Raw genomic sequence first — 26,305 nt, forward strand, 5'->3', positions numbered from 1 at the left:
GTCCCGCCTACGCTCCCGGCGGCGCGGGCGCGTGTGCGACGCCGAAGGCCCCCCACACCAGCGGGGTCAGCTCCGGCGCGCCGGTGGAGTCCCAGCCCTCGGCCTGGGTGCGTTGCCAGGCGTTGAGCGCGGCGACCGGATCCGGCTGCTCCTGGGCCTGGTGCACGGCCAGCACCGCCTCGCTCAGCACGCCGTGCTCCGGGGTCCGGAAACCGGGGAACAGCCTGGTCAGGCCCGCGTCGGTGGGCAGCACCCAGCGGGTGGCGGTGACGTACTCGGCGCCGCCGTGCACCAGCGCGGCGACCAGGCCGGAGGGTTCGGCGTAGCGGTGGTCGCCGCCGCTCTCGCAGGCGATCAGCGCGGTGCGGTTGGGGATCCGCCAGCCGAGCAGGTCGGCGGCGGTGAGCGGGCCCTGGCCCAGGTGCAGCCGGGCGTCCAGGGCGTGCGCGGTGGTGGTGACGTGGCCGACGTAGAGGAACCGGCCGGCCTCGGCCAGTGCCGGGCGCAGCGTGTCCCGGTCCAGGACCTCCAGTGCCGCAAGGGATTCCGGCACCTGGCCGAGTACCCGGCCGAGCGGGGTCGGCGGGTCCACCACCGCGGCCACCGGGCCGGTGCCGGGGGAGACCCGGCGGGCCACCGCGTTGCGCACGGTGGCCGGGGTGAGGATGGAGACCTTCGCGGCGTGCACGAAGCGTTCCTCCTCCTCCATCCGCAGCGACTCCCATGGCACCTGGGCGGTGGACGGGGACGGCTGGATGCGCACGTGCAGCGGACCCCGCTCGTGCGCCCGGTGCAGCTCCTGGCCCAGCTGGGACGGGAAGAGCACGCCGGTGAGCTGCCAGGACAGCTTGCGCTCGCGGTCCCGGTCGGTCAGCGCGCCGTGTGCCAGCGCCCTGGTCAGGGCCTGGTGCGCGGACTCGCCGGGCCGCGGGGTGGGCAGCGCCTCGGCCAGTTCGGCCAGCGGCGGGCCGACCCGGTCCCTGGGCAGGATCAGCGCCCTGGGGTGCTCCGGATCGTGTTCCCAGCGCCAGCTGATGTACAACTCGCCCGCGTCGACGTAGGTCACCTGGACGGTGGTCACCACGAGCGCACCACCTCCGCCGAGCGCACCTGGATGCCGTAGCGCTGCTCGGCCAGGTCCAGCCACGGATCCAGCCGCGAGGGCACCGCGGTGTTCGCCCGGACCCTGGGCGGCAGCAGCAGTTCCGGCACCGGCAGCGGCTCACCCTCGCCCGAGGCGACCAGGGCCAGATCCTCCGGCGTGGGCAGGGACAGCAGCGCGGAGTGGTCGATCTCCGCGGGTTCGGCGGACTGGCCGGGCAGCGACACCGCGGCCGCCAGATGGTCCAGGTAGGCCACCACCAGCTGCTCGTCCAGGGTGGCGCCGATGGCGACCAGGGCGGCCTTGGTGGCGGGGGCCGCGGCCTGGGCGATCCAGCGCTCCCGCATCGGACCGGCCCGGAAACGCCGGCGCGCGGCCTCGGCGGCCAGTGCGGCGGGCAGCGCCAGGTCCAGCGCGGGGGCGACCAGATCGGCTGGTGGCACGCCGTAGGCGGCCCGGCGGTGCAGGGCGCCCGAACGCCAGGAGTCCAGGGTCAGCGCCATATGCCACATGCCGTTGTCCACGCACAGCGCCCTGGCCTGGTCCAGGCATTCGTCGGCCTTGGCGAACTCGGCCATCGTCTCGTAGGCGTTGCCGCGCACCTGCAGTACCGCGGTCCGGAACCGGGGCGAGTCCGCGGGCATCTCGTCCAGCAGCCGCAATGCCTCTTCCGGCCGGGACTGGATGACCGCGATGGCCGCGCGGCCGAACTGGCTGACCACCTGGTGCCAGGGATCGGCGCCCAGCTTCGCCGCCGCGGTGTAGTGCGCCAGCGCCTCGTCGTCCCGGCTGTTGAGGTGGGCGAGCCTGCCGAGGCTGTTCAACGCGATCGCCTCGCCCTCGGCCTCGCCGATGGCGGCGAACAACTCCCGCGCCAGGTGCAGGTGCTCGCCGGAGGTGGCCTGGTCCCCGGTGCCGTCGGCGACCTCGGCCAGGGCCAGGTGGATGTTCGGGATGAGTTCCGGCGCGACCCGTTCGGCCAGCGCCATGGCGGCCTCGGCGTCGGTGGCGGACTCGGCGTAGTCACCGGCGGCGGCCAGCACCATGGCCCTGGTGCTGAGCAGCACGGCCATGCCCTGTTCCTGCGGGAGCGGGAACCAGGCGACGGCCTCCAGCCCGGCGTCCAGGATCTCCCTGGCCTTGGCGAACTCGGCGTAGTGGCGGCGCTCGGTGGCCAGCTGGTTGAGCCAGCTCAGCAGGTGGCCGAGCACGGGCTGGGCGACCTCGTTGGCCGGTTCCAGTTCCAGCGACCGCCGCAGGTCGGCCAGTGGTTCCCGCCACTCGCCGGTGTTCAGCACGGTCATCGCGCGCACGGCGAACAGGGTGGCGCGCAAGGACACCGTGCCGAACTCATCACCCACCAGCGCCTCGCACTCGTGGGTCAGCCCGATCGCGGTGTTGACCAGCTCGATCGCCTCCCGGCCCTCGGTGAGGTTGGCGAGGTTGATCAACGTCTGCGCCCGCCTGGCCAGCGCCTCCGGATCACCGGGGGCGGCCAGGGTCAGCTCATATGCCTTGCGCACCAGTCGATTGGCCGCCTTCAGGTTGCCCCGGCTGGCCTGCAACGCGCCCTTGTTGTGCAGCCGTTTCCAGCGCTGCCAGTGCGGTCCCGCGGGGGTGGTCACAGCAGCCGTCCCGCGCGTTCGGTGAGGCTGGCGGCCGGATCCTCCAGACGGGACAGGGCGAAGCCCACCAGGGCCGCGCGACGGGCCGGGGCGGCCGGGTCCGGGGGAGCGGGTGCGGCGAACTCCGGCGCGTACACGGTGAGCACCCGCTGGTCGGCAGGCAGCAGCAACGCGGTGGCCGGCAACGGGATCGAGCCGGTCAGCTCACCGGTCGGGGTGGGCTCCAGGTCCAGCTCGACCGGCCCGAACCGGGCGGCCAGCCGCGGCGGGAAGCCGCCGGGGCTGGGTGGGATGGAGGCTTCGAGCACGGAGATCCCGTTGCGGCGCAGGATGATCCAGCTCGCCTCGGCGACCGCGTCCGCCGCACCGGCGGGCACCAGCGACCAGTCCACCGGGGCCGAACCCCGTTGCACCACCAGGCCACCCGGCTGCCCGCCACCACCGGCGGCGAGCGCGTAGTCATCCCGCCGGGCCGCCGCCGCCGGGGCGGGGGCCTGGACGCCGAAGTCCTCGGCCAGCTCGGCCAGCCGCTCGGCCAGTGCGAGTGCCTCGGCGTGCAGGTTCTCGTTGGCGGACAAGGCTTCCAGCGGCAGCGGCAGCAGTGCGGCGAGCGCGCGTTCGGTGGCCTGCTCGTCGTCGAGCAGGTGGCTGACCGCGTGCGTGGCCAGCGCGTGCTCGGCGGCCAGCAACGCCGGGTGCAGCACCGGCACCCCGGCCAGGGCCGAGGCGGGCCACCAGAATCGGGCCCAGTTCAGCAGGGCCAGCCGGTGCACGGCGGTCAGCACCGCGGGCTCGGCCAGTTCCCACTGCCAGGCGGCGGCGCGGTCGGCCGCGTGCACCTCGACGACCGGCTCCGGCGCGCCCAGCAGGTCCCAGGACACCAGCGCGCCGGCGGCCTCCACCAGCGCGGTCTGTTCGGGATGGGTCATGCCGCACCAGCTTCCCGGCTCAGCGCCGAGCGGAGCTGGTCCCGTTGGTCCATGATCACCGAGCGCAGCACGCCGTCCAGCAGGTCCCACACCTGGTCGGCGGTGACCTCCTCGGCCCGCAGTTCCCTGCCGTGCAGCCGCACCCACAACCGGCGCAGATAGGCCTGGCGGACCCCGAAGACGTCCGCGCGGGAGCGTTCCGGCACCTCGGCCGCGGGCAGTCGCTGCACCCGGCGCACGAACGCCTCGCGCTGCCAGCGGGCGCGCAGCCGGGTGGCCGCGCCGGGGGCGGCCGGGCCGTCGGCGTCCAGGCCGTCGGTGGCGTCCCGGCCCAGTACCAGCACCAGCCTGCTGACCTCCTCGGCCAGCTGCCAGGGCTGCGCGCAGCGGTGGATCTCCTGCCGCACCAGCGCGGGCACCTCGGCCATCGCCTCCCGGTGGAAGGCGCTGGTGAAGGAGGCGAACAAGCGTTCCAGGATGGAGCGGTCCAGCGGTTTGGGCAGCTGTTTCTTGGACGCGGTGCTGCCCAGCGCGGGCGGGACCAGCCGCTGGTGGTCGGTGAGCCCGTAGCCCAGCGCCACCCCCGGCCGCTCCACCTCGGCTGATTCGTGCGTGCCCGCGCGGCCCTCGACCAGCGTGGCGAACAGCTCGGCGTCCGGGGCCTCGGCGCTGGTGGCCAGGAAGTCGGCCAGCCGGGCGGCGGGCGCGGTGCGCTGCCGGGGGGCGGGCCAGGTGCGGGTGAGCAGCGCGGTCAGCTCGGGGGCGTGCGTGCGCACGAACTCGCGCAGTTCGGTGACGGTGAGCCGCCCGCCGGGTTCGTGCAGCTCGGCGATGGTGTCGGTGGCGATCCGGTCGGCATCCGGCCGGATGCCGGGGTCGCCGTACTCGGTGGCCAGCTCGTAGCAGCGCTGGAAGTACAGGTCCTGCGGGTTGCCCTCGGTGACCTTGGCCCGCCGCCGCGCCTTCTTGAGCAGGGTGAACCAGCCGGCGGTGGCCGCCAGCGCCGGTCCGGCCGCGGCGAGCACCGCACGCAGTTCCCCGGCGTGTTCGGCCCGCACCGAGACCCCGGCGAAGCGCGGATTGTGCGTTGGCCGCAGCACCAGCGGGTCCAGGATCAGCTTCTCCGTGCGCACCAGCGGACGGCCGAGGCCGTTGCTCAGCGGCGCCACCGCCGGACCCAGCTCCGCCCAGGCCTGGGCCAGCACCTGCCCCCGTGACACCGTCGTCACCGTCCCCATCCCCATACCGGCCAGCCTAGGGGTTGACGGCGACAGGCCGGCCCATGGCCGCAAAGTTGTGATCGGTAGCCGCAGCCCTGGCTCGAAGCTTCTCCCATGACGAGGGGAGCAGCCCGATGAAGGACAGCAGCCAGGACGGGTACGTGTGGGCCTCACCAGGGCCTTATGAGGTGCAGCGCAGCTTCCGCAGGCGGAAGCGGAACGGCGGGATCTTCGTCCTGGTCCTGTTCTCGTTCATCGGATTCATGGTCTTCGGCATGTCCTACTTCGCCTCGCCGTACGTGAGCGCCGACGCGCAGAAGGGGGTCGGGTACGCCACGGTGGCGGAGAAGGAGATCGCGCTGGTGCCCTACCGGCGCAGCGGCAGCCGCGGCCTGTTCCAGATGATCACCCAGGACACCTTCCAGGTGCGGCTGTTCGCCGTCGAACTGGACACCGGGCGGCGGCTGTGGGACACACAGCTCTCCAGCATGCCGCCGGGCTGGCAGGCCAAGGTGATCACCGCGGGCGCCCGTAACGCCTATGTGGCCACCGATGGCGGCCTGGTGATCCTGGACCTGGCCACCGGTGACATCCTGGCCAGGGACGGCGACATCCAGGGCCTGCCGAACCCGGTGACCTCCAGCGCCGCCTACGGCTACGACGCCTCGTCCACCTCGATCGTGGCCATGAGCGCCGACGGCGGTCTGCGCACCATTCCACTGGACACCGTCGTCGCGGCCCCGGCGCCGCCGGAGCTGGCCAGGACCTGGCGGAGCAAGCTCAGCCCCCAGCGTCCCGGCACCGAAAGCACCAGCGGTGCCAGTTCCAGCCACGGTGTGCTCGCCGGGCGGGAGAAGGTGGAGCTGATCCCGCGGGAGGACGTGCCCGGCCTGCGCCTGGTCCGCCGCACCGGGAACAGCGGCGGCACGCCGATCGGCGAGACCGTCTTCCACGAGGGCAGGCTGCTGCTCACCCCGCCGCCTGGCGAGGTCGAGGGCAAGGGCTTCCCGGACAGCTCCAGCAGCGCGGCGGGCACACCCGCCGGACTGGTGGTGGTGCAGCACCTCCGCGACCTCAACTCCCGGAACTACGCGGTGAGCGTGGTGTCCGTGCAGACCGGCCAGGTCGTCGCGACCCACCCGATCGGCCCCGGCATGAACCGCGTCCTGACCAGCCCCGGCAAGCGCACGCTGCTCTTCGCCGATGGCGAGGACAGCATGCTCGGCGACGGCCTCGCCACGATCGGCCTGGACGGGCGGATCAACTGGTTCTACCTCGGCACCATCGATTTCTTCGGCAACCCCTCCTTCTGAAAGGACCAGACATGAAGATCCTCGCCTGGCTCATCGCCGCGGTCGGCCTGGTCGCCACCTTCCTCTACATCCAGGAGGGCCTCACCGGCACTGGCCCGATGCCCTGGCTCAGCGGCTTCATCGCCGGCCCGATCATCGCCCTGACCGTGGTCCCCATGCTGTTCCGGGTCAGCGCGGCGCTGGAGAACTCCGGCTTCGGCGGCAAGATCCCGGCCGCCTACCGGGGCGCGCCGATCGGCATGGGCACGGTGGTCGCGTTGTCCCGCACCGGGTTGTCCGTCAACGACCAGCCGCAGCTGCTGATCACCCTGGACGTGGACGCCCAGGACGGCCGGTCCTTCCGGGCCACGGCCAAGCAGATGGTGGACCTGACCGACATGCCCGCGGTGCAGCCCGGCAGCCTGCTGCCGGTGCGCTACCTGCCAGGCAACGACAAGGTCGTGCTGGCCACCGACGCGCCCCCGGCCGAACTGCAGTCGGTGCTCGACCAGATCCGCCTGGCCAAGGGCCTGGTGACGCCCCGGCAGCTGCAGATCTCCCACCAGGGCCTGGAAACCCAGGCGGTGGTGCTGTCCCTGGCCCCCACCGGCGAGATCCGCGGCAACCGCTCCGTGGTGTCCATGGGCATGCGGGTGACCCGGCCCGACGGCAGCAAGTTCGACCTGGTGCAGGAGAAGACGCTCTCGCCGGAGATGGTCGCGCAGGCCCAGCCGGGCGCGGTGGTCCGGGTGCGCTACCTGGCCCACGACGAGTCCGAGGTGATCGTCGTGGTAGCGGCCCAGCCATGACGGCGCGGCAGGTCCTGGTCCGGGTCGCGGCCGGGGTGGTGACCATCGGGATGATCGTGCTGATCTTCAAGGGATGCACGGCCTATCTCAGGTCCAGCGGCGACACCGTGTACGAGTTCTTCCGCGCCGTGGCGGTCAACTCGCCGAAGACCTGCCAGTTGCTCTCCGGCGCCGCCCTGACCAAGTTCCAGGCCAGGGCGAACGCGGAGAGCTGCGAGAAGGCAGTGGCCAAGGTGTCCCGCGGGCTCAGCACGCCCCAGTTCGAGCAGCTGCTCAAGGGCCAGGCCGACGTGCTGGAGTACCACTCGGCGATCCGCCCGGATTTCAGCAGCCGGGTTGAGATCCACTTCAGCCCGAACGCGCTGGGGATGGAACTGATCGTGCTGGCCGAGCACGAGGGCCGGGAAACGATCAGCGACTTCGGCTGGGACGTCCGGGAACTGTCCTGACCCCGACGCAAGCGACCGGCGCGATCTGAGCGCCGGTCGCTTTTGCATGTCTACCGACCGTTCGGTAGACGGAGCCGTCACTGGTGCGGGATGGACACGCCCGCGGCGCGCAGCCTGGCCTCGACGAGCCCGTTCAGCCGGGCCCATGCCGGTGCTGACTGATCCTCGCCGTGGTGGTTGACCAGCCCGTACCGGGTGGCGGCATCGGGCGGGAGCCGGACGCCCGCCGGTACCGCCAGGCGCTCGCGGTCGGCCAGCAGGTTGTCGGCCAGCGCGGTGGCCAGCTCCTCGATCCGCGGGTCCGCCGGCGCCCAGGACCGGGCGTCCCAGGCGCGTTTGGTCAGGAGGACGAACTCCGGGTTGGCGAGCCGGTGTTCGAGCTGGGTCAGGAAGATGTCGAACAACTCCGGCGCCACCGCCCTGGCCAGCACCAGCGCCTCCCGCTGACCGACCGCGTAGTCGGGATCGAAGCCAAGCTCGGTGAAGCGCGCCAGGATCGCCAGCGCCCGGTCCGGCAGCAGCAGCCGGTCGCCCTCGGCGAGCCGGCGCAGGGTGTCCCGCCGGGCGGTCAGGGCGGCGATCTGCTCGGTGAGACGCCGGTCGACGTCGCCGACCGCGGCGGTGAACTGCTCGGTCCCGGCCGCCAGCAGCGGCCCGGTCTCGGCCAGCGGCACCCCGGCGGTGGCCAGGATGCGGACCTGGACCAGCCGCAGCAGGTCGGCCGAGCCGTACCGCCGGTAGCCGGAGCTGTCCCTCGGTGGTTCGGCGAGCAGTCCGTGCCGGTGGTAGTGCCGCAACGTCTTCACCGTGACCCCGGCGAAGGCCGCGGCCTGGCCGATCGTGACGCCGGTCGGGGGAGCCATGTCCGGCAGTGTGCGGCCTGACCCGAGGTCAAGGTCAACCCGGCTGCCCGTCGCGGAACGCGTTGAGCAGCCGGTCCAACGCCTTCGGGAACTCCGTCGCCAGGTCGACCTCGGCGTCCCCGCCGGTCACCGAGGCGGTCAGGGTTTCGCTGCCGTCGGGCGTGCCGTACATCAGCGCGCCGTAACCGATGGTGCTGCCGTTGTGGAAGAACAGGGTGCCGCCGCAGTCCGGGCTCGCCTCCCGCACACGCAGGCCAAGGCCAAAACCGTTGCTGTCAGGCGCGGTCCGGCGCATCTCGGCCAGCAGCGGGGCTGGCAGGAGTCTGCCGCTCATCAGCGCGGCGAAGAAGGTGTGCAGGTCCTGGGTGGTCGAGATCAGGTCACCCGAGGCGAACAGCAGGGACGGATTCTGCCGGGTGACGTTGACCGTTCTTGACTGCCCGGCGTGCTGGTAGCGGTAGTAGCCGTGCGCGTGCGGCCCGGGGATTCCCGGCCAGGCGCCCGGCGTCATGGTGCTGTCCAGCCCGAGTGGACGCAGGATCCGTCGCTGCAACTCCTCGGCGTAGCAGCGCCCGGTGACCTGCTCGATCAGCAGCGCGGCCAGCGCGTAGTTCGTGTTCGAGTAGCCCCAACCGGTTCCCGGCGCGAACCTCGCCGGTCTGGCCAGCGCGAAACGCACCAGTTCGTCCGGCTGGTAGGTACGGAAGCGGTGGTCCACCCAGTCCTGGCCGATCGAGGGCAGGCCGGGCACGGTCGTCCCGTCCGGGTCGACCTCGCCGGTGTGGTTGAACACCCCGCTGGTGTGCGCCAGCAACATCCGCACGGTGATCCGCCGGTCCAGGGCGAACCGCGGCAGGTGGTCGGCGGCGGGGGAGTCCAGACCGATCCGGCCCTCGGCGACCAGTTGCAGCACCACGGTCGCGACGAAGGTCTTGGTGTTGCTGCCGATCCGGAACCTGCCGTCCGTCGGCGGCTTCGCCGTCCCGCCCAGTTCGCGTACCCCGGCGCTGCCCGTCCACTCGCCGCGCTGATCGTTTACGCGTACCTGTATCCCGGCGAATCCGATGTCCACGAACGCCTGGACGGCCTCGGTCAGCGCGATGTCTGTCATGCGGCCAGGCTGTGCCCTGACCTCGGGGCGGGGTCAACTCCTCCCGGCACGCTGGAGGAAGGCCGCTACCAACCGGTCGGTGAAGTGCTCGTCGATCCGATCGCCGGTGACCAGCAGGCGGTAGTAGATCGGCCCCACCAGCTGGTCGACCTCCGCAGGCACGTCCAGGTCGGCGGGCAACTGTCCACGGTGGACAGCCCGCTCGATCACCAGCCGGTCGCGGTCGTGCTGCTCGTCCAGGAACCGTGCCCGCAGCACCGCGGCGAAGGCGGGGTCGTGCTGGGCCTGGCCGAGCAGGGCGCGCAGCACGGCGCCCGCGTCCGACCGGGTCAGGAAGTGGGTCAGGCTCGACAGGTAGTCCCGCAGGTCGGCGCCGACCTCGCCGTGATCGGGCACCGCCAGGTCCTCGGCCGCGTCCTGCAGGAAGGCGTCGAGCAGGATGTCGGTCTTCGTGCTCCACCAGCGGTAGATGGTCTGCTTCGCCACTCCGGCACTGCTCGCGATGGCCTCGATGGTGACCCCGGCGAACCCCTTCTCCACCAGCAGGTCGTCGGCGGCCTCCAGCACCGCGCGCCGCGCGTGCTCGCTGCGGCCGTGCCGATTGCCGTGATGCCGCCGCGCCGCCGGGTCGGCCACGTCGTCCGATCTCATCCGCACCTCCTCGCAAGAGGGTACGACCGTTCGACCTAGACTAGACGCACCGTTGCGTCTACTCTAGGTCCCATGACAACCGCCAACACCCTCGAAGACCCCAGGGTCACCGCCGAGCTGACCCGCCTGTTCGCCTCGGCCGACCAGGACGAGACCCGCCTGCCGCCGTCCTGGCGCACCGACTTCGCCGCGATGGCGCCGCAGGAGCAGGCCGATGCCGCGGCGGAGATCGTCATGCCCATCTCGGCCCAGGGCGGCCGACTGCTCTACAACCTGATCCGCGCCATCCGGCCCGCCACCGTGGTCGAGTTCGGCACCTCGTTCGGGATCTCCACGCTGTACCTGGCCGCCGCGGTGCGCGACAACGGTTCCGGCCACGTCGTCACCACCGAACTCAGCGCGGCCAAGGCCGAGGCCGCCAGCCGCACCTTCGCCGAGACCGGCCTGGACGACCTGATCACGGTCCGGCTCGGCGACGCCCGCGAGACCCTCGCCGGGGACACCCCCGCCGACTTCGTCCTGCTCGACGGCTGGAAGAACCTCTGCCTGCCCGTGCTCCAGCTCCTGGAACCACGCCTGGCCCCAGGCACCCTGGTGGTCGCCGACGACGTCAACCTGGAAAGCCTGCAGCCCTACCTCGACTACGTCCGCGACCCGGAGAACGGCTACCAGAGCGTGACCTTCCCGGTCGAGGACGGCCTGGAGATCAGCTGCCGGTTGTGATCGCGGCGGTCGGGGCGGCTCAGCGTGCTGGTGCGAGCAACGCCTCGATGACCCGGCGGGCCTTGCGCACCGCGTCATCCTCGCCGAGTCGTAGCGCGATGTTCGTGGCGGTGAGCACCGCATCGATCTGAAAAGCCACGAGATCGGCGTCGAGGCCGGCGATGTGTTCCGCGTCAGCGGCATGTCGCGCCTCGGCGGCGATCAGGCCGCGCCAGGCCCGTTGCTGGTTGGCCAGTGCGTCGCGGACCGGACCCGGGCGGCTGTCGAAGACGGGCAGGTTCGCCGCCCAGAAGCAGCCGCCGGGAAAAAGCGGTCCCTCGGCGTAGGCGATCCACTGGTCGACCAGGACGCGTAGCCGTGCGGCGCCTTTGGTCTGGGACAGGGCGGGGCGGATCACGGCATCCCCGAACGCTTCGTGTGCGGCTTCGGCCGCGGCGACCTGAAGGTTCTCCTTCGTGCCGAACAGGGTCTGCACACCGCTCTTGCTGAGCCCGAGATCGATCGCGAGCCTGCCGAAGCTGAGCCCGTCGAGCCCGTCCAGCGATGCCACATCGACGGCGTGCCGGACGATCGCCCGCCGGGACTGCGCGCCGCGCAGCAGGCGCCGGTCACCCGCGATCTCGCTCATCGACTGGATCCTGCCACAACTCTTGCGGTAAACGTACGATCGACCGTACGTTTACTTTATGAACGATCACCGGATGTTCGAGTTGGCACAGGAGCTGGCGGTCGCCAAGAGCCGCCAGGATGTGCCCGCGGCCCTGCGGCTGCTGCACCGGGACATGCTGCTGGAGGCGCCGGCCTTCGGGACCAGGGCACGCGGGCCGGCGGCCAACGAGCAGGCGCTGACCCGCTTCTTCGCGTCTTTTCCCGACTATGAGGTCGAGTTGCACGGCCACGCCGCCAACGACGACACGCTGGTCTGCTGGGGTACGGTGCGGATGACCATGACCGGCGATCGGTTCGGCGTGACGCCCAACGGCCGACGCGCCGAGTTGCCGGCGTTCCTCCAGTTCACCTTCGCCGACGACCTGATCGCCGGCGAGCGGTTCTTCATCGACCTGTCGGCACTGTGCGCCCAGTCCGGCGTGTCCACGGACGCGGTCCGGCACACCCTGTTCGGAGACAACACATGACGCACGACCCCCGGGTGAAGACCATCGGCGAGATCACCACCTGCCACCTGTTCGACATCGTCATCGACCTGAACCCGCGGCTGGAGATCGGCACGGGCCCCTTCGGCAGGCGCACCGTCTTCGGTTCCGCAGGCGGCACCTTCCGCGGGCCGCGGCTGCGCGGCGAGGTGCTTCCCGGTGGCGGTGACTGGGCGTTGTTCGGCCCGGACGGGACGATGAACCTGGATGTCCGGCTGACCCTGCGCACCCACGACGACGCCCTGGTGCACATGACCTACGGCGGCCGCTGGGTCACCCCGCCCGAATTGCGGCCTGACCTGGCCGATCCCGCCACCAGGCACCACATCGACCCCAGCCGGTACTACTTCCGGACGAACCCGCTCTTCGAGACCGGAGCAGGGCACTACGCATGGCTCAACGACATCGTCTGCGTGGGCTCGGGATACCTGGTCGACGGCGGGATCGCCTACCGGGTCGACCAGATCACCTGAAGCCGTGATCGCCCGAGCCGACCTCCGCCTCAGCCCAGGCGGCGCATGGCGACCAGGTCGCCCCACATCACACCGGAGACCTTCACCGTGTCCCCGCCCTGCGGCGCGTGCACCATTTTCCCGTCGCCCACGTAGATCCCGATGTGACCGACCGGTTGGTAGAAGGCCACGAAATCACCCGGCCGCAACTGGTCCCTGGTCACCGCGGCGCCGACCCTGGCCTGGTCCCGGCTGGAGCGGGGCAGGGTGACGCCGAGCTGGCGGTAGGACCAGTACAGCAGGCCGGAGCAGTCGAAGGTGTCCGGTCCGGAGGCGCCCCAGACATAGGGTTTTCCCTGACGGCCCAACGCTTTCTGCATGGCCTGCTGGGCCAGGCCCTGCGGGATGTCGTTGACCGTGTAGTTGGTCTGGCCGCCGCCGGTGAGGGCGCCGCGGTCCCGGGCGGAGAGCCGGTCCAGCTGGGCCTTGGCGCTGGCCACCCGGCGATCCATCTCGGCCTTGCGCTGATCCAGCTCGCCGAGCAGCCGGCTCGCCTGCGCTTCGGCCTCGCCCGCGCGGCGACCGGCCTCCTCGGTCCGGCGCTGGGCGGTCTCGGCGAGCTGTAAGGCCCGGCGGTAGCCCTCCAGGGTGTCCTTGCGTTCGCTGGAAACGATGTCCAGCAACAACATCCGGTCCAGGAAATCCTGGGGGGAACCGCTGGTCAGCAGGGCGGCGACCGGGTTGAGGCCGACGTTGTCGAAGGAGGCGGCGGCCAGCTTGTCCACCTCGACCCGGTAGGAGCCGATGCTGTCCCTGGCCGCGCCCGCTTCCCGGTTCGCCTGGTCGAGCTGGGTCTTGGCGGTGTCCTGGTCCTTGCGCCGCCGGTCCAGGTCATCGCGGGTGTTGTGCCACTCCTCGGTGAGTTTCACCGCCTCCTTGTTCAGCTCGGTGAGCTTGGTCAGCGCCTCGGAGGCGTTGGCGGGCGGCGGTGGATCGGCCGCCGCCGCACCCGGCACGGCCACCGAGGTGGCGCCGAGCGCGGCGATCAGCAGAGTCATCCGAACGGGTCGACGGTTGGGTTTGACAGCCACGCCGCCACACTACTATCGAGCGTAGGAGTTCGAGCCAGGCGGTCCGGACATGCCAGAATGCGCAGGTGCACGGGCTTGGTGAACTGGAATCGGCGATCATGGACGTGGTGTGGGCCGCCGAGGGCGCGGTCGCCGTCCGTGACGTGCTGGAGTCGCTGCGGCCCGATCGGGCACTGGCTTACACCACGGTGCAGACCGTGCTGGACAAGCTGTGCCGCAAGGGCTGGCTCACCAGGGAGAAGCACGGCCGCGCGTTCCGGTACCTGGCCACCGCCACCCGCGCCCAGCGCACCGCCCGCCTGCTGCGCGAGGTGCTCGACGAGTCCCCGGACTCCGCCGCCGTGCTGCTGCACTTCGCCCAGTCGGTCTCGGCCGAGGAGTCCGCCGCCCTGCGTGACGTGCTGGGCGAGGACGGGCGGCGCCGGTGACCGCGGGCCTGCTGCTGATCACCACCGCCCTGGCCCTGGCCTGGTACGCCACCCCGGCCCTCCGCCTGGCCCGCCGCACCCTGCCCCCAGCCCTGACCCTGACCGCCTGGGTGCTCACCACCATCGGCGCGCTGCTCGCCCTGCCCACCGGAATCGCCCTGCTGCTGTTCCCCGAGGTCACCACCGCGGCCTGGTCGGCGACCGTCCACCGCTGCTGGACAGCCCTGCGCGAAGCGGGCCTGTTCGCCCCCGAAACCGCCCTGCACACCACCGCCGTGCTCCTGGTGACCCTGCTGCTCACCCGCCTGCTACTGACCGTGATCCCACACGCCCGCCGAGTCCGCCACAGCACCGGCACCCACCGCGACGCCCTGGCCCTGCTCGCCACCCCGATCCCCGGCCACCCCACCGTGGTCACCCTCCCGCACGACCAACCCCTGGCCTACAGCCTCGCCGGCACCACCGGCCCCACCGTCGTCAGCACCGCCCTGCTCGACCAGGCACCCGAGGCGGAGCTGGCCGCCGTACTCACCCACGAACAAGCCCACCGGACTCGTCGGCATCATCTGGTGGTGGCGGGGTTTGCCGCGCTGCGTAAGGCTTTTCCGTTCGTCCCGCTGTTCCGGGCGGCCCCGGGCGAGGTGGCGTTGCTGACCGAGCTGGACGCGGATGCCGTCGCCGCTCGCGCGCATGGGGTGCCCGCGGTGCTGGCGGCGTTGCGTGCCTTCCCGCATCATCCGGCGGCGCCGGGGGAGCAGCTCGCGACGCGGATCGCGCAGCTGTCCCGACCGGGCGGTAGGTGCTGGCGTTGGGTGGCGCCGGTGTTGGTGCTGGGGTGCGTGGTGGTCGGCGTGGGGTGGGTGGGGAACGCGGTGAGCGAACTGTGCGTGCTGTCGCTGGTGCTTGGCGCGCACTGAGCGGGCTGGTCCGGTGGTAGATCGCCTCAGCCCGCGATGGTCTCAATCGACGGCGCCGGAAGCTGGAAGTCCTCGGAATCGTTCTGGGGAAACAACATCTTGCCACCCAGCTTCGAAACGCTGTCCGCGGATCTACGGCCTGCCGGATCTGCCTTGCCGAGAGCAGGATTCGCTGGACATCTTCCCCAGTTACCGGCGGCGCGGAACCGCGTCTCGGTGAGGTGCTCCTGTCGATCGCGTTGCAGCGCAGGCAACTCAGCTCCAGCACCGAGCAGGTGGGGAACATCTGGGCTCGCGGATACGAGCACGACGAGCACCTGATTGGCCCGCGGTTGGTCGGCCCGCCCGCCGACCGTTGGACGCCAACAGCGACCAGCCCACCTCGGGTGTTCGCCGTGGCGGTGACGATGGTGGCCGGCTCGGCGGATTCGTGACCACATGACCGTGACCGGCCTGGCCGCACTGAGCCCGCTCAGGCCACGCGGTGGACCTCGCCCAAGAACTCCCGCACCGCCGCCCCCACCGCCCCCGCCAGATCCTCCGCACTACGCAAATCCTCCGACAACCCCACCCCCGCCAACCGACCGTTCGGTAGAACCCCCACCAACTCCCGCGCCACCGCAGCCGGATGCCGGTAGTCAGCCCCCGGGAAAACCAGCGTCGGCGCCACCACCCCCGCCAGCTCACCCACCCCACCGAACGCCCGATCCGCCCCAATAGCCGCGGCCGCCGCCACACTCGCCGCATCCGCCCGCGGTATCGCCTCCCGCACCAGCGCCCCGATCAACGGCGCCAGCTGCGGCAGGATCGGCGCCCACCCCGCCTCGAGCCCGGAAGTCCGCACCCGCTCGGCGAAAGCGGCCAGGAACTCCGCCTCGGCGGCCTTGGCCGAGTCGTCCTCGATGTCCTCGACGCTGATCAGCACGGTGGCCGCGACCCGGTCCGGATGCCGCAACGCCGTGCGCAGGCTGATGGTCGCGCCCAGTCCGGTGCCACCCAGTGCGGCCCGTTCGGCGCCCAGGTGATCCAGCAGGGCCAGGACGTCCTGGGTGTAGTGGGTCCAGGTGTGTTGGGTGGGGTCGGGGCAAAGCGAGCGGCCGTAGCCGCGGATGTCGGGTAGGGCGACGGTGTGCTGGTCGGACAGGTGGTGGGCCAGGGGGAGCAGGCTGTGGTGGTCGGGGCCGCCGCCGTGTAGGAGGACCACCAGGGGGCCCGTGCCCAGGGTGGTGACGGAGAGGGGGCGGGCGTCCGTGGCTGGGTAGGTGGACTCGATCAGCACGGGGGCAGGTTAGCGGTGCCCGAAGGGGCAACCTGGGGTAACGGAGTGGGTGCGTAGCGCGACATTGGGGGGAGTCCGAGGCGGGGAGGGTGCGGGTGGATCCGCTTGCGGCGTCGGTGGTCCGGTTGTTCCGCGGCGGTGAGCCACTGGGCATGGGCTGTCTTGTCGGGCCGCGGCAGGTGCTGACCTGCGCGCACGTGGTCGCCGACGCGCTGGGGGTGCCGTTGGCGGGGCCTGCGCCGCGGTTGCCGGTGCGAGTGGACTTCCCGCTGGTCGCGGCGGGGGAGTTCGTCGAGGCGACGGTGGCCTCCTGGGATCCCGAACGCGATGTCGCCGGGCTGGTGCTGGAGCGCACGCCGGCGGCAGCGGCGGCGGCCCGGGTGGTGTCGGTGGACGCGGTGTGGGGGCACGAGGTTCGGGCCTTCGGGGTGCCGGTCGGGCATGACCAGGGTGTGTGGGCCAGTGGGGTGCTGCGCGGGAGTTCGGCCTCGGGCATGGTGCAGATCGACGACGAGCGCACCGGTGGGTTCTCCCTCGCGCCCGGCTTCAGCGGTGCGCCGGTCTGGGACCACGCCGCCGACGGGGTGGTCGGTATCGTCGCGGCGGCTGAACGGCAGGCGCATCGGCGCACCGGTTACCTGATCCCGGCGGCGCTGCTCAACCAGGCGTGGCCGGAACTGCACCGGCTCGCGCTGGTCCGGCCGCCCTTCCGTGGGCTGGAACCCTTCACCGAGGAGGACGCGGACACCTTCCACGGCCGGGCCGCACGCACCGCCGAACTGGTGACCGTGTTGCGGGAGAACAGGTTCGCCGTGCTGGCCGGGCCCTCCGGCAGTGGCAAGTCCTCGCTCGCACTGGCCGGGGTGGCGCCCGCGCTGCGGCGGGACGGTTACCGGGTCGCGGTGCTGCGGGCCACGCCCTCGGCCACGATCTGGACCGGGCTGTGCACCGCGTTGCGCCCGCACCTGCCCGAGCACAACCCCACCGCCGAGGCCGCCCGCGCACTGCTCACCGGCCCGGCCCCTGACCTGCTGCCGCCGGGGGAGGGGCAGCGGAGACTGCTGGTCCTGGTCGACCAGTTCGAGGAGCTGCGGCACGGCGGGACCGAACCGCCCGAGGACGTGCTGCGGGCGCTGGCCAACCTCGCGGGGCCGCGGCCGGGCTGGATCGTCACCGTGCTGGTGACCGTGCGCAGTGATCTGATCGGTGTACTGACCGCTCGGTCGGGAATGGCGCAGCTGCTCAACGAGCGGATGACCCTGCTCGGCCCGCCGGATGAGCCCGAACTGCGCGAGATCATCGAGGCCCCGCTGCGCGCCCCGGCCATGCCCGCCTACGCGCCCGGCCTGGTCGAGCGGATCGTCGCGCACACCCCGGCCGGTTCGCTGGCGCTGTTGCAGTTCGCGCTGACCATGCTGTGGGAGCGGCAACGCGGCGGTGTCATCGAGCACGCCGCCTACGACGGCATCGGCGGCGTCACCGGCGCGATCGCCGACTACGCCGAGACGGTGTGGCAGGACCTGCCCGACCAGGACTCCGCCCGCAGGCTGCTCTGCCAGCTGCTGAGCCCGATCGGCGAGACCGGCTACGCCCGCCGACCACTGCACGCCGCCGACCTGGACCCGGCACTGGCCGCGGTCGTCGACAGCCTGGCCACCACCCGGCTGATCACCGTCAGCGAGAGCGAGCGTGGTGGGCGCAAGGTCGAACTCGCGCACGAGCAACTCGTGCACGGCTGGGACCGGCTGCGCGACTGGCTGGCCGCCGAACGGGAGTTCCGCACCTGGCAGGACACCGTGCACCAGCAGGCCGGGCAGTGGCGCGCCTCCGGCCGGGAGAAGGCACTGCTCCCACGTGGCAGCACGCTGAAAACCGCGCTGCGCAAGGAGAAGACCCACGCCGGCCAGGTGCTGCCCGGCGAGGCCGAGTACATCAGGGCCGGACAGCGCGCGCACCGCACCGCGCTGCTGGCCCGGATCGGGGTGGTCGCGCTGGTGCTCGTGCTGCTGGCTGGCAGCGTGCTGGTGTGGCGCAACCAGGTCGCCGGGCAACGCGCCCGCGAAGCCGAGGCCCGCGCCGCCGCCGCGCTGGACACGGTCAAGGCAGGCGCCGAGCGGGCTGGCACGCTCACCGAACGGTTGCTGATCAACCAGCGCGCCGCCGCGGTGGCCGACCCGCCTGCCGTGCGGCGCCGGGTGGACGAGGACCACCTGGGCCTGCGCCTGGCCGAGCGGCTGCTGGAGATGAGCAGCAGCAGCGCAGCCAACCGATCGGTCAGTGCGGACGCCACCGCCACCGCGGCCACCGACGGCGTCACCAACCGCTTCACCATCCACCAGTTCGACCGCGCGCGTACCGACCGCACCTACACGCTGCCGCCGGAGTTCTCCTTCGCCAACCGGATCGCCATCCTCGACCCCGGCCACGCGGTGATCTCGGCCAAACGCACCACCCCGCGGTCCCTGGCCAAGGGCGAGGACATCGTCTTCGTCTGGGACCTCGCCGCCGATCGCGAGGTGCGGCGGCTGATCCCGTTCCCCGGCAACCTCAACTCCCAGTTCCCGGCCGCCTTCGTGCTCGACCGCACCGGGAGGACCCTCGCCTTCGGGGAGTCCGGCGGCCGCACCCTGGCCCTGCTGGCCGTGGACGGTTCGGGCGCGCGCACCACCCTGGAACTGCCCAACCCGCTTCGCGACGAGAAGGGCGTCGGCGCGGGCGCGCTGGCCGTCCGGGGCGCCGACACCGCGCTGGTGCTCGACGTCAAGGCCGCCGACGGCACCTATCCGCTGCTGGAACTCAGCCCGCGCGGCAGGCGGAACCTGCCGTCCATGCCCGGTGGGACCGTGGTGGCCAACTCCGCCGACGACATCGTCATGAGCGGCTGCTTCAAGGACGAGGCGGTGGAACGCGGTGTCGTGATCGGCCTCGCCGAACGGAAGTTCCACCGCGACCTGCACGTGCACGGCAGCACCTGCCGACCGCACAACCAGCGCCTGGACACCTCCGACCGGCAACTCGTCGCCACCTTCCGCACCGGCTCGGACCGCCCGGACGTGCTCGCGATCTGGCGTGCGGACGGCAGCGCCCCGGATCGCCGCTTCGTCATCCCGGCCCTGGGCGGCAAGGACCAGCAGGACACCTGGACCGTCCGCGCCGCCGCCTTCCAGCCGGATGGTTCGGGCCGGGTGGTGCTGGCCGCGGACAACACCCTGATCGGTCTGCGCATCCCGCCGCTGGAGTCGGTCGACTCCGCGGTGGCCTCGGCGGAGAACCTGCGCTTCGCCGCCGACGGCTCCCGGCTGCACGTGCAGCTGCTGGACGGATCCGTGCAGACCTGGGACCTCAAGACCCAGCGCCGCACCGGAGCGGTGCCCGCCGAGCGGCGCAGGCACCCGATGGACGCGTTCGCGCCCAAGTCGATGGCGCTGTCCGGCGACGGGAAACACCTCGCCGTGGCCAGCCGCCGGGACACCGCCACCGAACACCAGTTCCTGGTCACCGTCTACGACCCGGTCACCCTCACCAAGATCACCGAACTGGGCCTCGGCAACGAGCCCTCCCTGATGCTGCCGGTCGACCTGACCTTCACCGGCGGTGCCGAACTGACCACCGTGCTGGACCGCGCCATCACCCGCTGGGACCTCGGCACCGGCCGGCGGCGGCACCCGCCGGTCGCCGTGCCGGTCCGGTACCGGGACAACATCCCGCTCGGCCAGCCGCGGATCTTCCCGCTCGGCGAGACCGCGCTGATCGCCGAGGCCGACGGCCAGGTCCGCCGCCTGCGCCTCTCCGACGGCGCCGAGGTCCCGGACACCGCCTTCACCCTGCCCTTCGAGCTGTCCAGGGACGTCTCCGCGCTCGCGGTGGACCCGGCGGGCCGGACCCTCGGGGTCGCCCTGCCGGACCGGGTCGAACTCTGGGACCTGACCACCCGCCGCCGCACCGACACCCTGGCCCTGCCCGAACCCGCCGCCGAACTCACCCTCTCCGCCGAGGACGACCAGGTCCGGGTGCGCACCGCCGCCGACCTCACCGTGCCGGAGAAGCTGCCGGCCGACAACGGCCTGCGGCCCGGCAGGCAACCCGGCCCGCTGACCGTGGTGTGGCGCGGCGGCTGGTTCGGCGTCGAGGAGGAACGCACCCAGACCACCGACGGCGGCCTGCTCGTCCAGCTGGTGCCCGCGCCCACGGTGGTGCCCGCGGACGACGGCGCGCGGCGGGCCGCGGTGTGCGCCGCGGTGGGTCCGGCCAAGCTGTCCGAGGAGCGGATCGCCCAGCTCCCCGAACCCGCCCGCCAGGTCACCGGCTGCCCCTGAGCCCCCGGCCAACCGGCCGCCTGATCGGGCAAATCGGTCTGCCCGGCCGGTAACAGGCCAGGTCAGCGGGTGTATCCCAGTCGCATCAGACAGCGGGATACGCCTTGACCTGGAATCTCGCCGATTCGCTGGGCAGTCTCCTCGCCGGGTGAGCACCCGCTGGGCCGTTCTGGCCGCTTCTCTCCAATCGCGAGGAACGTTGATGACTCTGACCGGATTCGCCCGGCGTCTGGTGACGCCTGTGGTGGCGATGGCGGTGCTGGCAGGCGGTGTCGCCGCGCCCAGCGCGGTCGCGGCCGAACCGGGGATCACCCCGGAACAGCTCGCGAGCGCGTTGTTCAGCGCGGCCGTGCAGCTCAAGGACAACGGCCGCACCCACGACCGCAACCTGCTGCTCAGCGCCGAACTGGTGGACTGGCGGGCCAAGAACCCGGCCGCGACCGCCGACGCGCTGGACCGGCACGCCGCCGACGTGCAGCGGGTGGTCGGCCTGGCCGTGGCCCCGGCCACCGAACGCGACCTGGTGCCGGACACCCTCGGCCGCGGCATGGAGGCCCTCTACGCCATCCCCGAGGTGGACAAGGGCGGCAAGCAGCTCAAGGTGCTGCTCACCGCGCTGACCAAACGCGACCTCAAGGCGACCGACTCGCCGGAGGAGATGCGCGGGGTGCTGCAGCAGTTCAGCGTCAGCTCCATCGACATCGCGCCGCAGATCTGGGGCGCGGTGCGGGATGTGGCGGGCCGGGACGCGACCCTCAAGGACCTCTGGAAGACCCGGCTGGGCAAGGCCACCGTGGCCGAGACCGCCGCGGTGGACCCGGCCGCGCCGCTGGACACCCTCAAGCAGCTGCCGCAGATCAAGAAGGTCATCGACGTCGACGCCGTCCAGACGGCCTTCCAGCAGGGCTTCCCGCAGGGCATGGCGGCGCTGACCAAGCAGCTCACCCCGCTGGTGAAGGTGCTCGGCGACCCGAACTCGCCGGACACCCCGCTGGGCAAGGCGCTGGCCTGGGTCAAGGAGCACGTCGACCCGGTCACCGGCGAGGTCAAGAAGCCCGCCGAGCAGGAGCTGAAGGAACTCGAGGAACAGGCCAAGAAGTTCGACGAGTACCTGGACTACGTCAAGGGCGGCCTGACCGCCTTCGCGACCGTGGCCAAGGTGCTCAGCCCGCGTTACGCCGCGGACCTGGTCAAGTTCGCCGACACCCTGTACAAGATCGGCAAGCACGTGCTGCCGATGATCAACGCGGTGGCCGCGCTGGGCACCGCCATCGCGGCCGGTGCGGCGATCGGCTCGATCGTGCCAGCCATCGGCACCGTGATCGGCGCCGCGGTCGGCCTGATCACCACCCTGGTCGGCCTGCTCGCCAGCGGTGGCGGCGGACCCAGCCCGGAACTGCAGGCCATCCAGAAGATGCACACCGAGATGCGGGAGAGCTTCAAGCAGCTCAAGGACTTCCTGATCGCCTTCCACCAGCACGTCAACGCCCGCTTCGACCGCATCGACGCCACGCTCAACCTGATGTTCGGCGAGATGCTGCTGAAGTTCGACCAGGTGCTGATCGCGATCAAGCAGTCGAACTTCCAGCTCACCGTCGACATCACCAGGATGCACAAGGAGCTGCTGGGCATCGCGGCCAAGATGGAGAGCAACCACACGCAGCTGCTGGCCGCACTGCGGGCCGCGGCGGCCCAGCCGTTCAAGGAGAAGCTCCGCAAGTACCTCGACTACGCCGCGCGTGAGGGCCACCCGATCCCGTCCTTCGACGACCAGACCAAGGCCAACTACAAGGAGGGCGCGGAAGCCTTCTCGGTGGCCGGGGACATCCTGGCGCGCAGCGATGTGTTCATGGAATCCGCCACGAACGACCCGCCGGGGACGGTCCTGGCGCGCAACAGCGCGACCTCCGCGGTGAACTACCTGACCACCTGGGCCGAGCTGAACGCCGGACCCAAGTACGGCTTCGGCAAGCCTTCCACCGGTGTGCCGAACGCCGACCTGCTGGCCGCGGCGATGCGCTCCTACGCCGTGCTGATGGAGCAGAACCCGGCACTGGCCGCGCAGGAGAAGCTGGTCGACCCCGACGGTGACGGCAAGTTCGGCGTGGCCAGGGTGGACGATCTGCTCAAGGCGGGCCAGGACGTGATCGGCGCGACCCGGCGGCTCAACCAGCCGGAGTTCAAGCCGCCGACCGGTCCGTGGACGGCGACCAACAACCTGCTCGGCGACCGGCTCAAGGACAACGCCAGGCTGATCGCGGGCATGGCGAATGACTTCAAGTCCTTCGAGACCCACCTCGAGGTGCAGGACGCCGACCGCCGGTTCGACCTGTGGGGCGATCGCAACCAGCCGGTCACCGGGTTCATGAAGCACGACACCGGACCGGTGCAGCACTGCTACCGGCCCGCCGACTACCCCGGCATCGCGGGCATGCCCCAGCTGATCTGGAGCGACAAGCTGCCCGCGCCGCTGCGGATGCTCAAGCAGCTCAACCCCGCCATGGACCTGCGGACCTGCTGGGCGCACACCTTCGCCATCGACCACGGCTACGAGCGCTACGACCTCGACCAGCCGACGGTGATCGGGTGCGAGTGGTCGCCCGACCCGCCGGTGGGCTGCATCAAGACGGTGACCAAGGGCAGCCGGAAGATGGTCCGGATCAACGTCGAGTTCCAGGTCCGGGGGATCATCCCCGGGCAGACGAACGAGAGCGCGCTGGCCAGGATGAGCGGCGTGGGCACCGTGGAGCGGTGCCGGTTCCCCGGTGTCCAGCCACACCAGGACGAACCGCGCGACGGCAAGTGCACCATGAACCCGGCCGACTTCTACCCGAAGGTGCAAGAGGCGCCGAAGTACGACCCCACCGGCACGATGGCCGAGGACGACACCCAGCTCAGCTACCCGCAGATCGACAAGTCGCTGGCCGAGCGGAAGGCCCGGTACTACCGGCTGCTCGCGGCCGAACTGACCGGCGCCCAGCCGAAGCTGGAGTCGGCCAAGGCGGTGGACACCAACCTGCGGCTGCTGCGCGGCTACCTGGAGGTCGGCTTCCCGACCGCGTTGCAGAGCGATGAGCGCTTCCGGGAACTGTTGTACGGCACCAAGGCCATCCCGTCCTCGCTGAACGTGCGGCCTGCCAGGCAGGGCGAGGTGCACCCGCTCGCCGAGCTGTTCGCCAGGGCCTCGCTGAACCTGTCCCAGCAGAAGGACGGGCTCACCGACCAGACCGTGTTCAGCAAGGGCGAACTGCCCAACTGCACCGCGGCCCCGGCCGAGGTGACCACCGCGGACCCGGTGGCCCGCTGTGTGGCGACCATTTCCGGGCTGCGCCGCAACGCGCTGGCCGAGCGGATCGAGTACTACGCCACCGACCTGGTGGCCAACCCGGCCGCGCAGGACCCGCAGACCATCGGCGCGCTGATGCGGGCGCTGCGGATCCAGACCAAGGCCACCCACCCGGACTACCAGCTGGAACAGCCCGGCGAGCCCAACCCGGTGCCACCTGCGGAGATCGGCAAGACCTTCGGCGGACTCGGCGGCAGCTCGCGGGCCACCCTGGGCGGCAAGCACTTCATGGTGTGGCAGGGCAAACAGGACGAGGTGCTGGTGGCGACCAGTGCCGACGGCAAGGCGTGGTGGCCGCCGGTCACCGTGTCCGGCCCGCACACCGCGGGTGACGTCCCGGCCATCGCCACCTTCCAGGACAAGCTGATCGCGGTCTGGCGGAGCGGGCCGTTCTCCTGGAAGGACGGCAACAACGAGCGCACCATCGCGCTGTCCAGCAGCACCGACGGCAAGACCTGGACCGAACCCACCCGGCTGGCGCCCATGCCGCTGGCCACCGGCGGGATCGGCCTGAGCGTGCACAACGAGCGGTTGCAGCTGCTGTTCAAGGGCGCAGATCAGGGCAAGTACCTGACCTCCAGCCACGACGGCAAGAACTGGAAGCGGCCGCAGCAGGTGGTCAACAACGGCGCCACCGCCGAGGCGCCGGGCATCATCTCGCTGAACAACGGCGTGCTGGTCCAGCTCTGGCGTGGCTGGGCGGGCGATGAGGCGCTCTACACCGCGTTCAGCAACAGCGGGGTGGAGTGGACCAACCAGAAGGTGCTCAACACCAGCACCGCCCGGACCCCGGCCGCGCCGAGTGTGGCCCTGCACAACAACAAGGTGTTCGGGATCTGGCGCAACGCGGCCAACGACGGCCTGTCCGTCAGCGACACCGGTGACGGCGCCAACTGGGCCGCACCACGGGCGCTGCACGCCCAGGCGCACGCCGTTGGCACGCCCTCACTCGGCCTGGTCGGCGGCAAGCTCGCCGCGACCTGGCGGGATGCCACCGACCTCAACCGGGTCAGCGTGTCCACCAGTGCCGACGGCATCACCTGGTCCGCGCCCGAGGCGATCAGCAAGCTGAGCGCCGAGGCCCGGCACCAGCACAACGAGGCAATGCTCACCGAGGCCACCCGGATGTGGAACCGCGGTGAACGCGAGCAGGCCGTGGCCAAGGCCAAGGAAGCGCTCCAGCTCACCCGCGAACTCGTCCGGGAGAGCCCCGGCTACGCGGCCACGCTGGCACAGTGGATCCGCACCCCGGTCAGTGGCTACCTGGCTGACACCGGTAAGCACGATGAGGCGATCTCGTTGCTGGACGAGGCGGTCGCGCTCTACCGCAGGCTCAGCGTGTACGAACCGCAGAAGTTCGAGCACAAGCTGAGCGAGGCGGACACCCTGGTGGCCCAGGGCACCCGGATCTGGAACAAGGGTGAGAAGGACAAGGGCCGGGACCGCGCACTCGCGGGCATCGACCTGGCGCGTCCACTGGTGGCCAAGGGACCCGGCTTCGGCTCGGCGTTCGCGCAGTGGATCCGCACCCCGGTGAGCGGCTACCTGGCCGAGACCGGCAAGCACGACCAGGCGATCGCGCTGCTGGGCGAGGCGGTCACCGTGTACCGCAAGAACGCCCAGCTGGAACCGCAGAAGCTGGAGCACCGGTTCAACGAGGCGGATGCCCTGGTGTGGCAGGGAACCCGGATCTGGAACAAGGGCGAGAAGGACAAGGGCCGGGACAAGGCCCTGGAAGGCATCGCCGTGGCCAGGACCCTGGCGCCCAAGGCAGCGGGCTTCGCCGCCGGGTTCGCCCAGTGGATCCGCACGCCGGTCAGTGGCTACCTGGCCGAGACCGGCAAGCACGATGAGTCGATCGCGTTGCTGGGTGAGGCGATCGCGACCTACCGGCAGCTCGCGCAGCAGGAGCCGCAGAAGTTCGAGTACAAGCTCAACGAGGCGGATGCCCTGGTGTGGCAGGGGTATCGCATCTTCTACAAGGGCGAGAAGGACAAGGGCCGCGACAAGACCCTGGAGGGCATCAACCTCGCCCGCACCCTGGTGGCCAAGGGACCCGGCTACGCCACCGCGTTCGCGCAGTGGATCCGCACGCCCGCCAGTGGTTTCCTGGCCGACACCGGCAAGCACGACGAGGCGATCGCCTTGCTGGGTGAGGCGGTCACGACCTACCGGCAGCTGGCCCAGCAGGACCCGCAGCAGGCCGACCACCGGCTGCACGAGGCCGATGCCCTGGTGTGGCAGGGAATCCGCACCTGGAACAAGGGCGACAAGGCCGGTGGCCTGACCAAGGTCCAGGAGGGACACGGTGTGGTCCGCCAGATCTCGGCCAAGTCACCCGTCTACGCCGACCACCTGGCCACCTGGCTGCTCAACCCCGGAACCGACTACGCGGTCGGCAACGGCAAGAAGCCGGAGGCGGTGAACATGGCCAAGGAGGCGGTGGAGATCTACACCCGGCTCACCGCGGCCGATGCCAGGTACCAGGCCAAACTCGACGCGGCCAAGCAGAAGCTGACCGCACTCCAGGGCTGAGAGGCAAGGAAAC

General features: G+C 71.4%; 21 protein-coding genes. 10 read left to right on the plus strand and 11 right to left on the minus strand.

All coding sequences use genetic code 11. The features are described 5' to 3' along the window. Nucleotides 1–7: 7 nt before the first annotated feature. Genes HNR67_RS22450 through HNR67_RS22465 form a run of 4 tightly spaced genes read right to left on the minus strand, consistent with a single transcriptional unit; the run spans nucleotide 8 to nucleotide 4,885 of the window. Complete coding sequence (locus HNR67_RS22450; protein ID WP_221490002.1) at nucleotides 8–1,081, minus strand: CHAT domain-containing protein; 1,074 nt, start codon at nucleotides 1,079–1,081, stop codon at nucleotides 8–10. Then, nucleotides 1,078–2,727 (minus strand): tetratricopeptide repeat protein, encoded by a 1,650-nt coding sequence (locus HNR67_RS22455; protein WP_185004180.1) that lies wholly within the window; start codon nucleotides 2,725–2,727, stop codon nucleotides 1,078–1,080. The genes HNR67_RS22450 and HNR67_RS22455 overlap by 4 nt, the downstream gene beginning before the upstream one ends. Beyond that, on the minus strand, nucleotides 2,724–3,656 hold the full coding sequence (locus HNR67_RS22460) for a hypothetical protein (RefSeq protein WP_185004181.1): 933 nt from the start codon (nucleotides 3,654–3,656) through the stop codon (nucleotides 2,724–2,726). Before HNR67_RS22460 ends, HNR67_RS22455 begins: the two co-directional genes overlap by 4 nt. Next, on the minus strand, nucleotides 3,653–4,885 hold the full coding sequence (locus HNR67_RS22465; protein ID WP_185004182.1) for a hypothetical protein: 1,233 nt from the start codon (nucleotides 4,883–4,885) through the stop codon (nucleotides 3,653–3,655). The genes HNR67_RS22460 and HNR67_RS22465 overlap by 4 nt, the downstream gene beginning before the upstream one ends. 125 nt (nucleotides 4,886–5,010) lie before the next feature. Between HNR67_RS22465 and HNR67_RS22470 the strand changes: the two genes are divergently transcribed. From HNR67_RS22470 to HNR67_RS22480, 3 genes are read left to right on the plus strand one after another with little or no spacing between them, the layout of a single operon-like run. Then, nucleotides 5,011–6,189 carry a PA2928 family protein gene (locus HNR67_RS22470; protein ID WP_185004183.1) on the plus strand — a complete coding sequence of 393 codons (1,179 nt, stop codon included), beginning with the start codon at nucleotides 5,011–5,013 and terminating at the stop codon, nucleotides 6,187–6,189. Nucleotides 6,190–6,200: 11 nt separating this feature from the next. Next, nucleotides 6,201–6,977: a hypothetical protein gene (locus tag HNR67_RS22475; RefSeq protein ID WP_185004184.1), complete on the plus strand. Its 777-nt coding sequence runs from the start codon at nucleotides 6,201–6,203 to the stop codon at nucleotides 6,975–6,977. Continuing rightward, entirely contained in the window at nucleotides 6,974–7,426 is a 453-nt protein-coding gene (locus tag HNR67_RS22480; RefSeq protein ID WP_185004185.1) for a hypothetical protein, read from the plus strand. Before HNR67_RS22475 ends, HNR67_RS22480 begins: the two co-directional genes overlap by 4 nt. 77 nt (nucleotides 7,427–7,503) lie before the next feature. On the opposite strand, the gene HNR67_RS22485 is transcribed toward HNR67_RS22480, so the two are convergent. The 3 genes from HNR67_RS22485 to HNR67_RS22495 are packed head-to-tail and all read right to left on the minus strand — an operon-like array spanning nucleotide 7,504 to nucleotide 10,051. Beyond that, nucleotides 7,504–8,289 carry a MerR family transcriptional regulator gene (locus HNR67_RS22485; RefSeq protein WP_185004186.1) on the minus strand — a complete coding sequence of 262 codons (786 nt, stop codon included), beginning with the start codon at nucleotides 8,287–8,289 and terminating at the stop codon, nucleotides 7,504–7,506. A gap of 34 nt (nucleotides 8,290–8,323) precedes the next feature. Then, nucleotides 8,324–9,400 (minus strand): serine hydrolase domain-containing protein, encoded by a 1,077-nt coding sequence (locus tag HNR67_RS22490; protein ID WP_185004187.1) that lies wholly within the window; start codon nucleotides 9,398–9,400, stop codon nucleotides 8,324–8,326. Nucleotides 9,401–9,433: 33 nt separating this feature from the next. Further along, the gene (locus tag HNR67_RS22495; protein ID WP_185004188.1) at nucleotides 9,434–10,051 is read right to left on the minus strand and encodes a TetR/AcrR family transcriptional regulator; all 618 of its coding nucleotides are present in this window, start codon (nucleotides 10,049–10,051) and stop codon (nucleotides 9,434–9,436) included. Between the two features lie 72 nt (nucleotides 10,052–10,123). Between HNR67_RS22495 and HNR67_RS22500 the strand changes: the two genes are divergently transcribed. After that, entirely contained in the window at nucleotides 10,124–10,774 is a 651-nt protein-coding gene (locus HNR67_RS22500) for an O-methyltransferase (RefSeq protein WP_185004189.1), read from the plus strand. 19 nt (nucleotides 10,775–10,793) lie between these two features. Here the strand turns inward: HNR67_RS22500 and HNR67_RS22505 are convergent, their stop codons facing one another. Next, the gene (locus tag HNR67_RS22505; protein WP_185004190.1) at nucleotides 10,794–11,402 is read right to left on the minus strand and encodes a TetR/AcrR family transcriptional regulator; all 609 of its coding nucleotides are present in this window, start codon (nucleotides 11,400–11,402) and stop codon (nucleotides 10,794–10,796) included. Nucleotides 11,403–11,460: 58 nt separating this feature from the next. Here HNR67_RS22505 and HNR67_RS22510 point away from each other — a divergent pair, with 58 nt between their 5' ends. Next, complete coding sequence (locus HNR67_RS22510) at nucleotides 11,461–11,910, plus strand: ester cyclase (RefSeq protein ID WP_246492572.1); 450 nt, start codon at nucleotides 11,461–11,463, stop codon at nucleotides 11,908–11,910. Then, nucleotides 11,907–12,401 (plus strand): DUF3237 domain-containing protein, encoded by a 495-nt coding sequence (locus HNR67_RS22515; RefSeq protein WP_185004191.1) that lies wholly within the window; start codon nucleotides 11,907–11,909, stop codon nucleotides 12,399–12,401. Before HNR67_RS22510 ends, HNR67_RS22515 begins: the two co-directional genes overlap by 4 nt. Nucleotides 12,402–12,430: 29 nt before the next feature. Here the strand turns inward: HNR67_RS22515 and HNR67_RS22520 are convergent, their stop codons facing one another. Next, nucleotides 12,431–13,438: a C40 family peptidase gene (locus tag HNR67_RS22520; RefSeq protein ID WP_185004192.1), complete on the minus strand. Its 1,008-nt coding sequence runs from the start codon at nucleotides 13,436–13,438 to the stop codon at nucleotides 12,431–12,433. 98 nt (nucleotides 13,439–13,536) lie between these two features. On the opposite strand from HNR67_RS22520, the gene HNR67_RS22525 reads away from it, so the two are divergent. Next, entirely contained in the window at nucleotides 13,537–13,899 is a 363-nt protein-coding gene (locus tag HNR67_RS22525) for a BlaI/MecI/CopY family transcriptional regulator (protein ID WP_185004193.1), read from the plus strand. Next, the gene (locus HNR67_RS46305) at nucleotides 13,896–14,816 is read left to right on the plus strand and encodes a M56 family metallopeptidase (RefSeq protein ID WP_185004194.1); all 921 of its coding nucleotides are present in this window, start codon (nucleotides 13,896–13,898) and stop codon (nucleotides 14,814–14,816) included. The genes HNR67_RS22525 and HNR67_RS46305 overlap by 4 nt, the downstream gene beginning before the upstream one ends. 26 nt (nucleotides 14,817–14,842) lie before the next feature. On the opposite strand, the gene HNR67_RS22535 is transcribed toward HNR67_RS46305, so the two are convergent. Further along, nucleotides 14,843–15,124 carry a hypothetical protein gene (locus HNR67_RS22535; protein ID WP_185004195.1) on the minus strand — a complete coding sequence of 94 codons (282 nt, stop codon included), beginning with the start codon at nucleotides 15,122–15,124 and terminating at the stop codon, nucleotides 14,843–14,845. 164 nt (nucleotides 15,125–15,288) lie between these two features. Further along, on the minus strand, nucleotides 15,289–16,095 hold the full coding sequence (locus HNR67_RS45770) for an alpha/beta fold hydrolase (protein WP_312987831.1): 807 nt from the start codon (nucleotides 16,093–16,095) through the stop codon (nucleotides 15,289–15,291). Nucleotides 16,096–16,190: 95 nt separating this feature from the next. Between HNR67_RS45770 and HNR67_RS22545 the strand changes: the two genes are divergently transcribed. Both HNR67_RS22545 and HNR67_RS22550 read left to right on the plus strand, forming a co-directional pair. Continuing rightward, entirely contained in the window at nucleotides 16,191–20,411 is a 4,221-nt protein-coding gene (locus tag HNR67_RS22545) for an nSTAND1 domain-containing NTPase (RefSeq protein WP_185004196.1), read from the plus strand. Between the two features lie 202 nt (nucleotides 20,412–20,613). Further along, nucleotides 20,614–26,292: a sialidase family protein gene (locus HNR67_RS22550; RefSeq protein ID WP_185004197.1), complete on the plus strand. Its 5,679-nt coding sequence runs from the start codon at nucleotides 20,614–20,616 to the stop codon at nucleotides 26,290–26,292. Nucleotides 26,293–26,305: the final 13 nt, after the last annotated feature.

This window comes from Crossiella cryophila (genome assembly GCF_014204915.1).
Classification (GTDB): Bacteria; Actinomycetota; Actinomycetes; order Mycobacteriales; family Pseudonocardiaceae; genus Crossiella; species Crossiella cryophila.

Coding starts and splice junctions, on each gene's coding strand:
- HNR67_RS22500 (WP_185004189.1), top strand. CDS start 10,124: ATGACAACCGCCAACACCCTCGAAGACCCCAGGGTCACCGCCGAGCTG.
- HNR67_RS22485 (WP_185004186.1), bottom strand. CDS start 8,289: ATGGCTCCCCCGACCGGCGTCACGATCGGCCAGGCCGCGGCCTTCGCC.
- HNR67_RS22495 (WP_185004188.1), bottom strand. CDS start 10,051: ATGAGATCGGACGACGTGGCCGACCCGGCGGCGCGGCGGCATCACGGC.
- HNR67_RS22505 (WP_185004190.1), bottom strand. CDS start 11,402: ATGAGCGAGATCGCGGGTGACCGGCGCCTGCTGCGCGGCGCGCAGTCC.
- HNR67_RS22515 (WP_185004191.1), top strand. CDS start 11,907: ATGACGCACGACCCCCGGGTGAAGACCATCGGCGAGATCACCACCTGC.
- HNR67_RS22470 (WP_185004183.1), top strand. CDS start 5,011: ATGAAGGACAGCAGCCAGGACGGGTACGTGTGGGCCTCACCAGGGCCT.
- HNR67_RS22490 (WP_185004187.1), bottom strand. CDS start 9,400: ATGACAGACATCGCGCTGACCGAGGCCGTCCAGGCGTTCGTGGACATC.
- HNR67_RS22550 (WP_185004197.1), top strand. CDS start 20,614: ATGACTCTGACCGGATTCGCCCGGCGTCTGGTGACGCCTGTGGTGGCG.
- HNR67_RS22510 (WP_246492572.1), top strand. CDS start 11,461: ATGAACGATCACCGGATGTTCGAGTTGGCACAGGAGCTGGCGGTCGCC.
- HNR67_RS22460 (WP_185004181.1), bottom strand. CDS start 3,656: ATGACCCATCCCGAACAGACCGCGCTGGTGGAGGCCGCCGGCGCGCTG.
- HNR67_RS22475 (WP_185004184.1), top strand. CDS start 6,201: ATGAAGATCCTCGCCTGGCTCATCGCCGCGGTCGGCCTGGTCGCCACC.
- HNR67_RS22520 (WP_185004192.1), bottom strand. CDS start 13,438: ATGACTCTGCTGATCGCCGCGCTCGGCGCCACCTCGGTGGCCGTGCCG.
- HNR67_RS22480 (WP_185004185.1), top strand. CDS start 6,974: ATGACGGCGCGGCAGGTCCTGGTCCGGGTCGCGGCCGGGGTGGTGACC.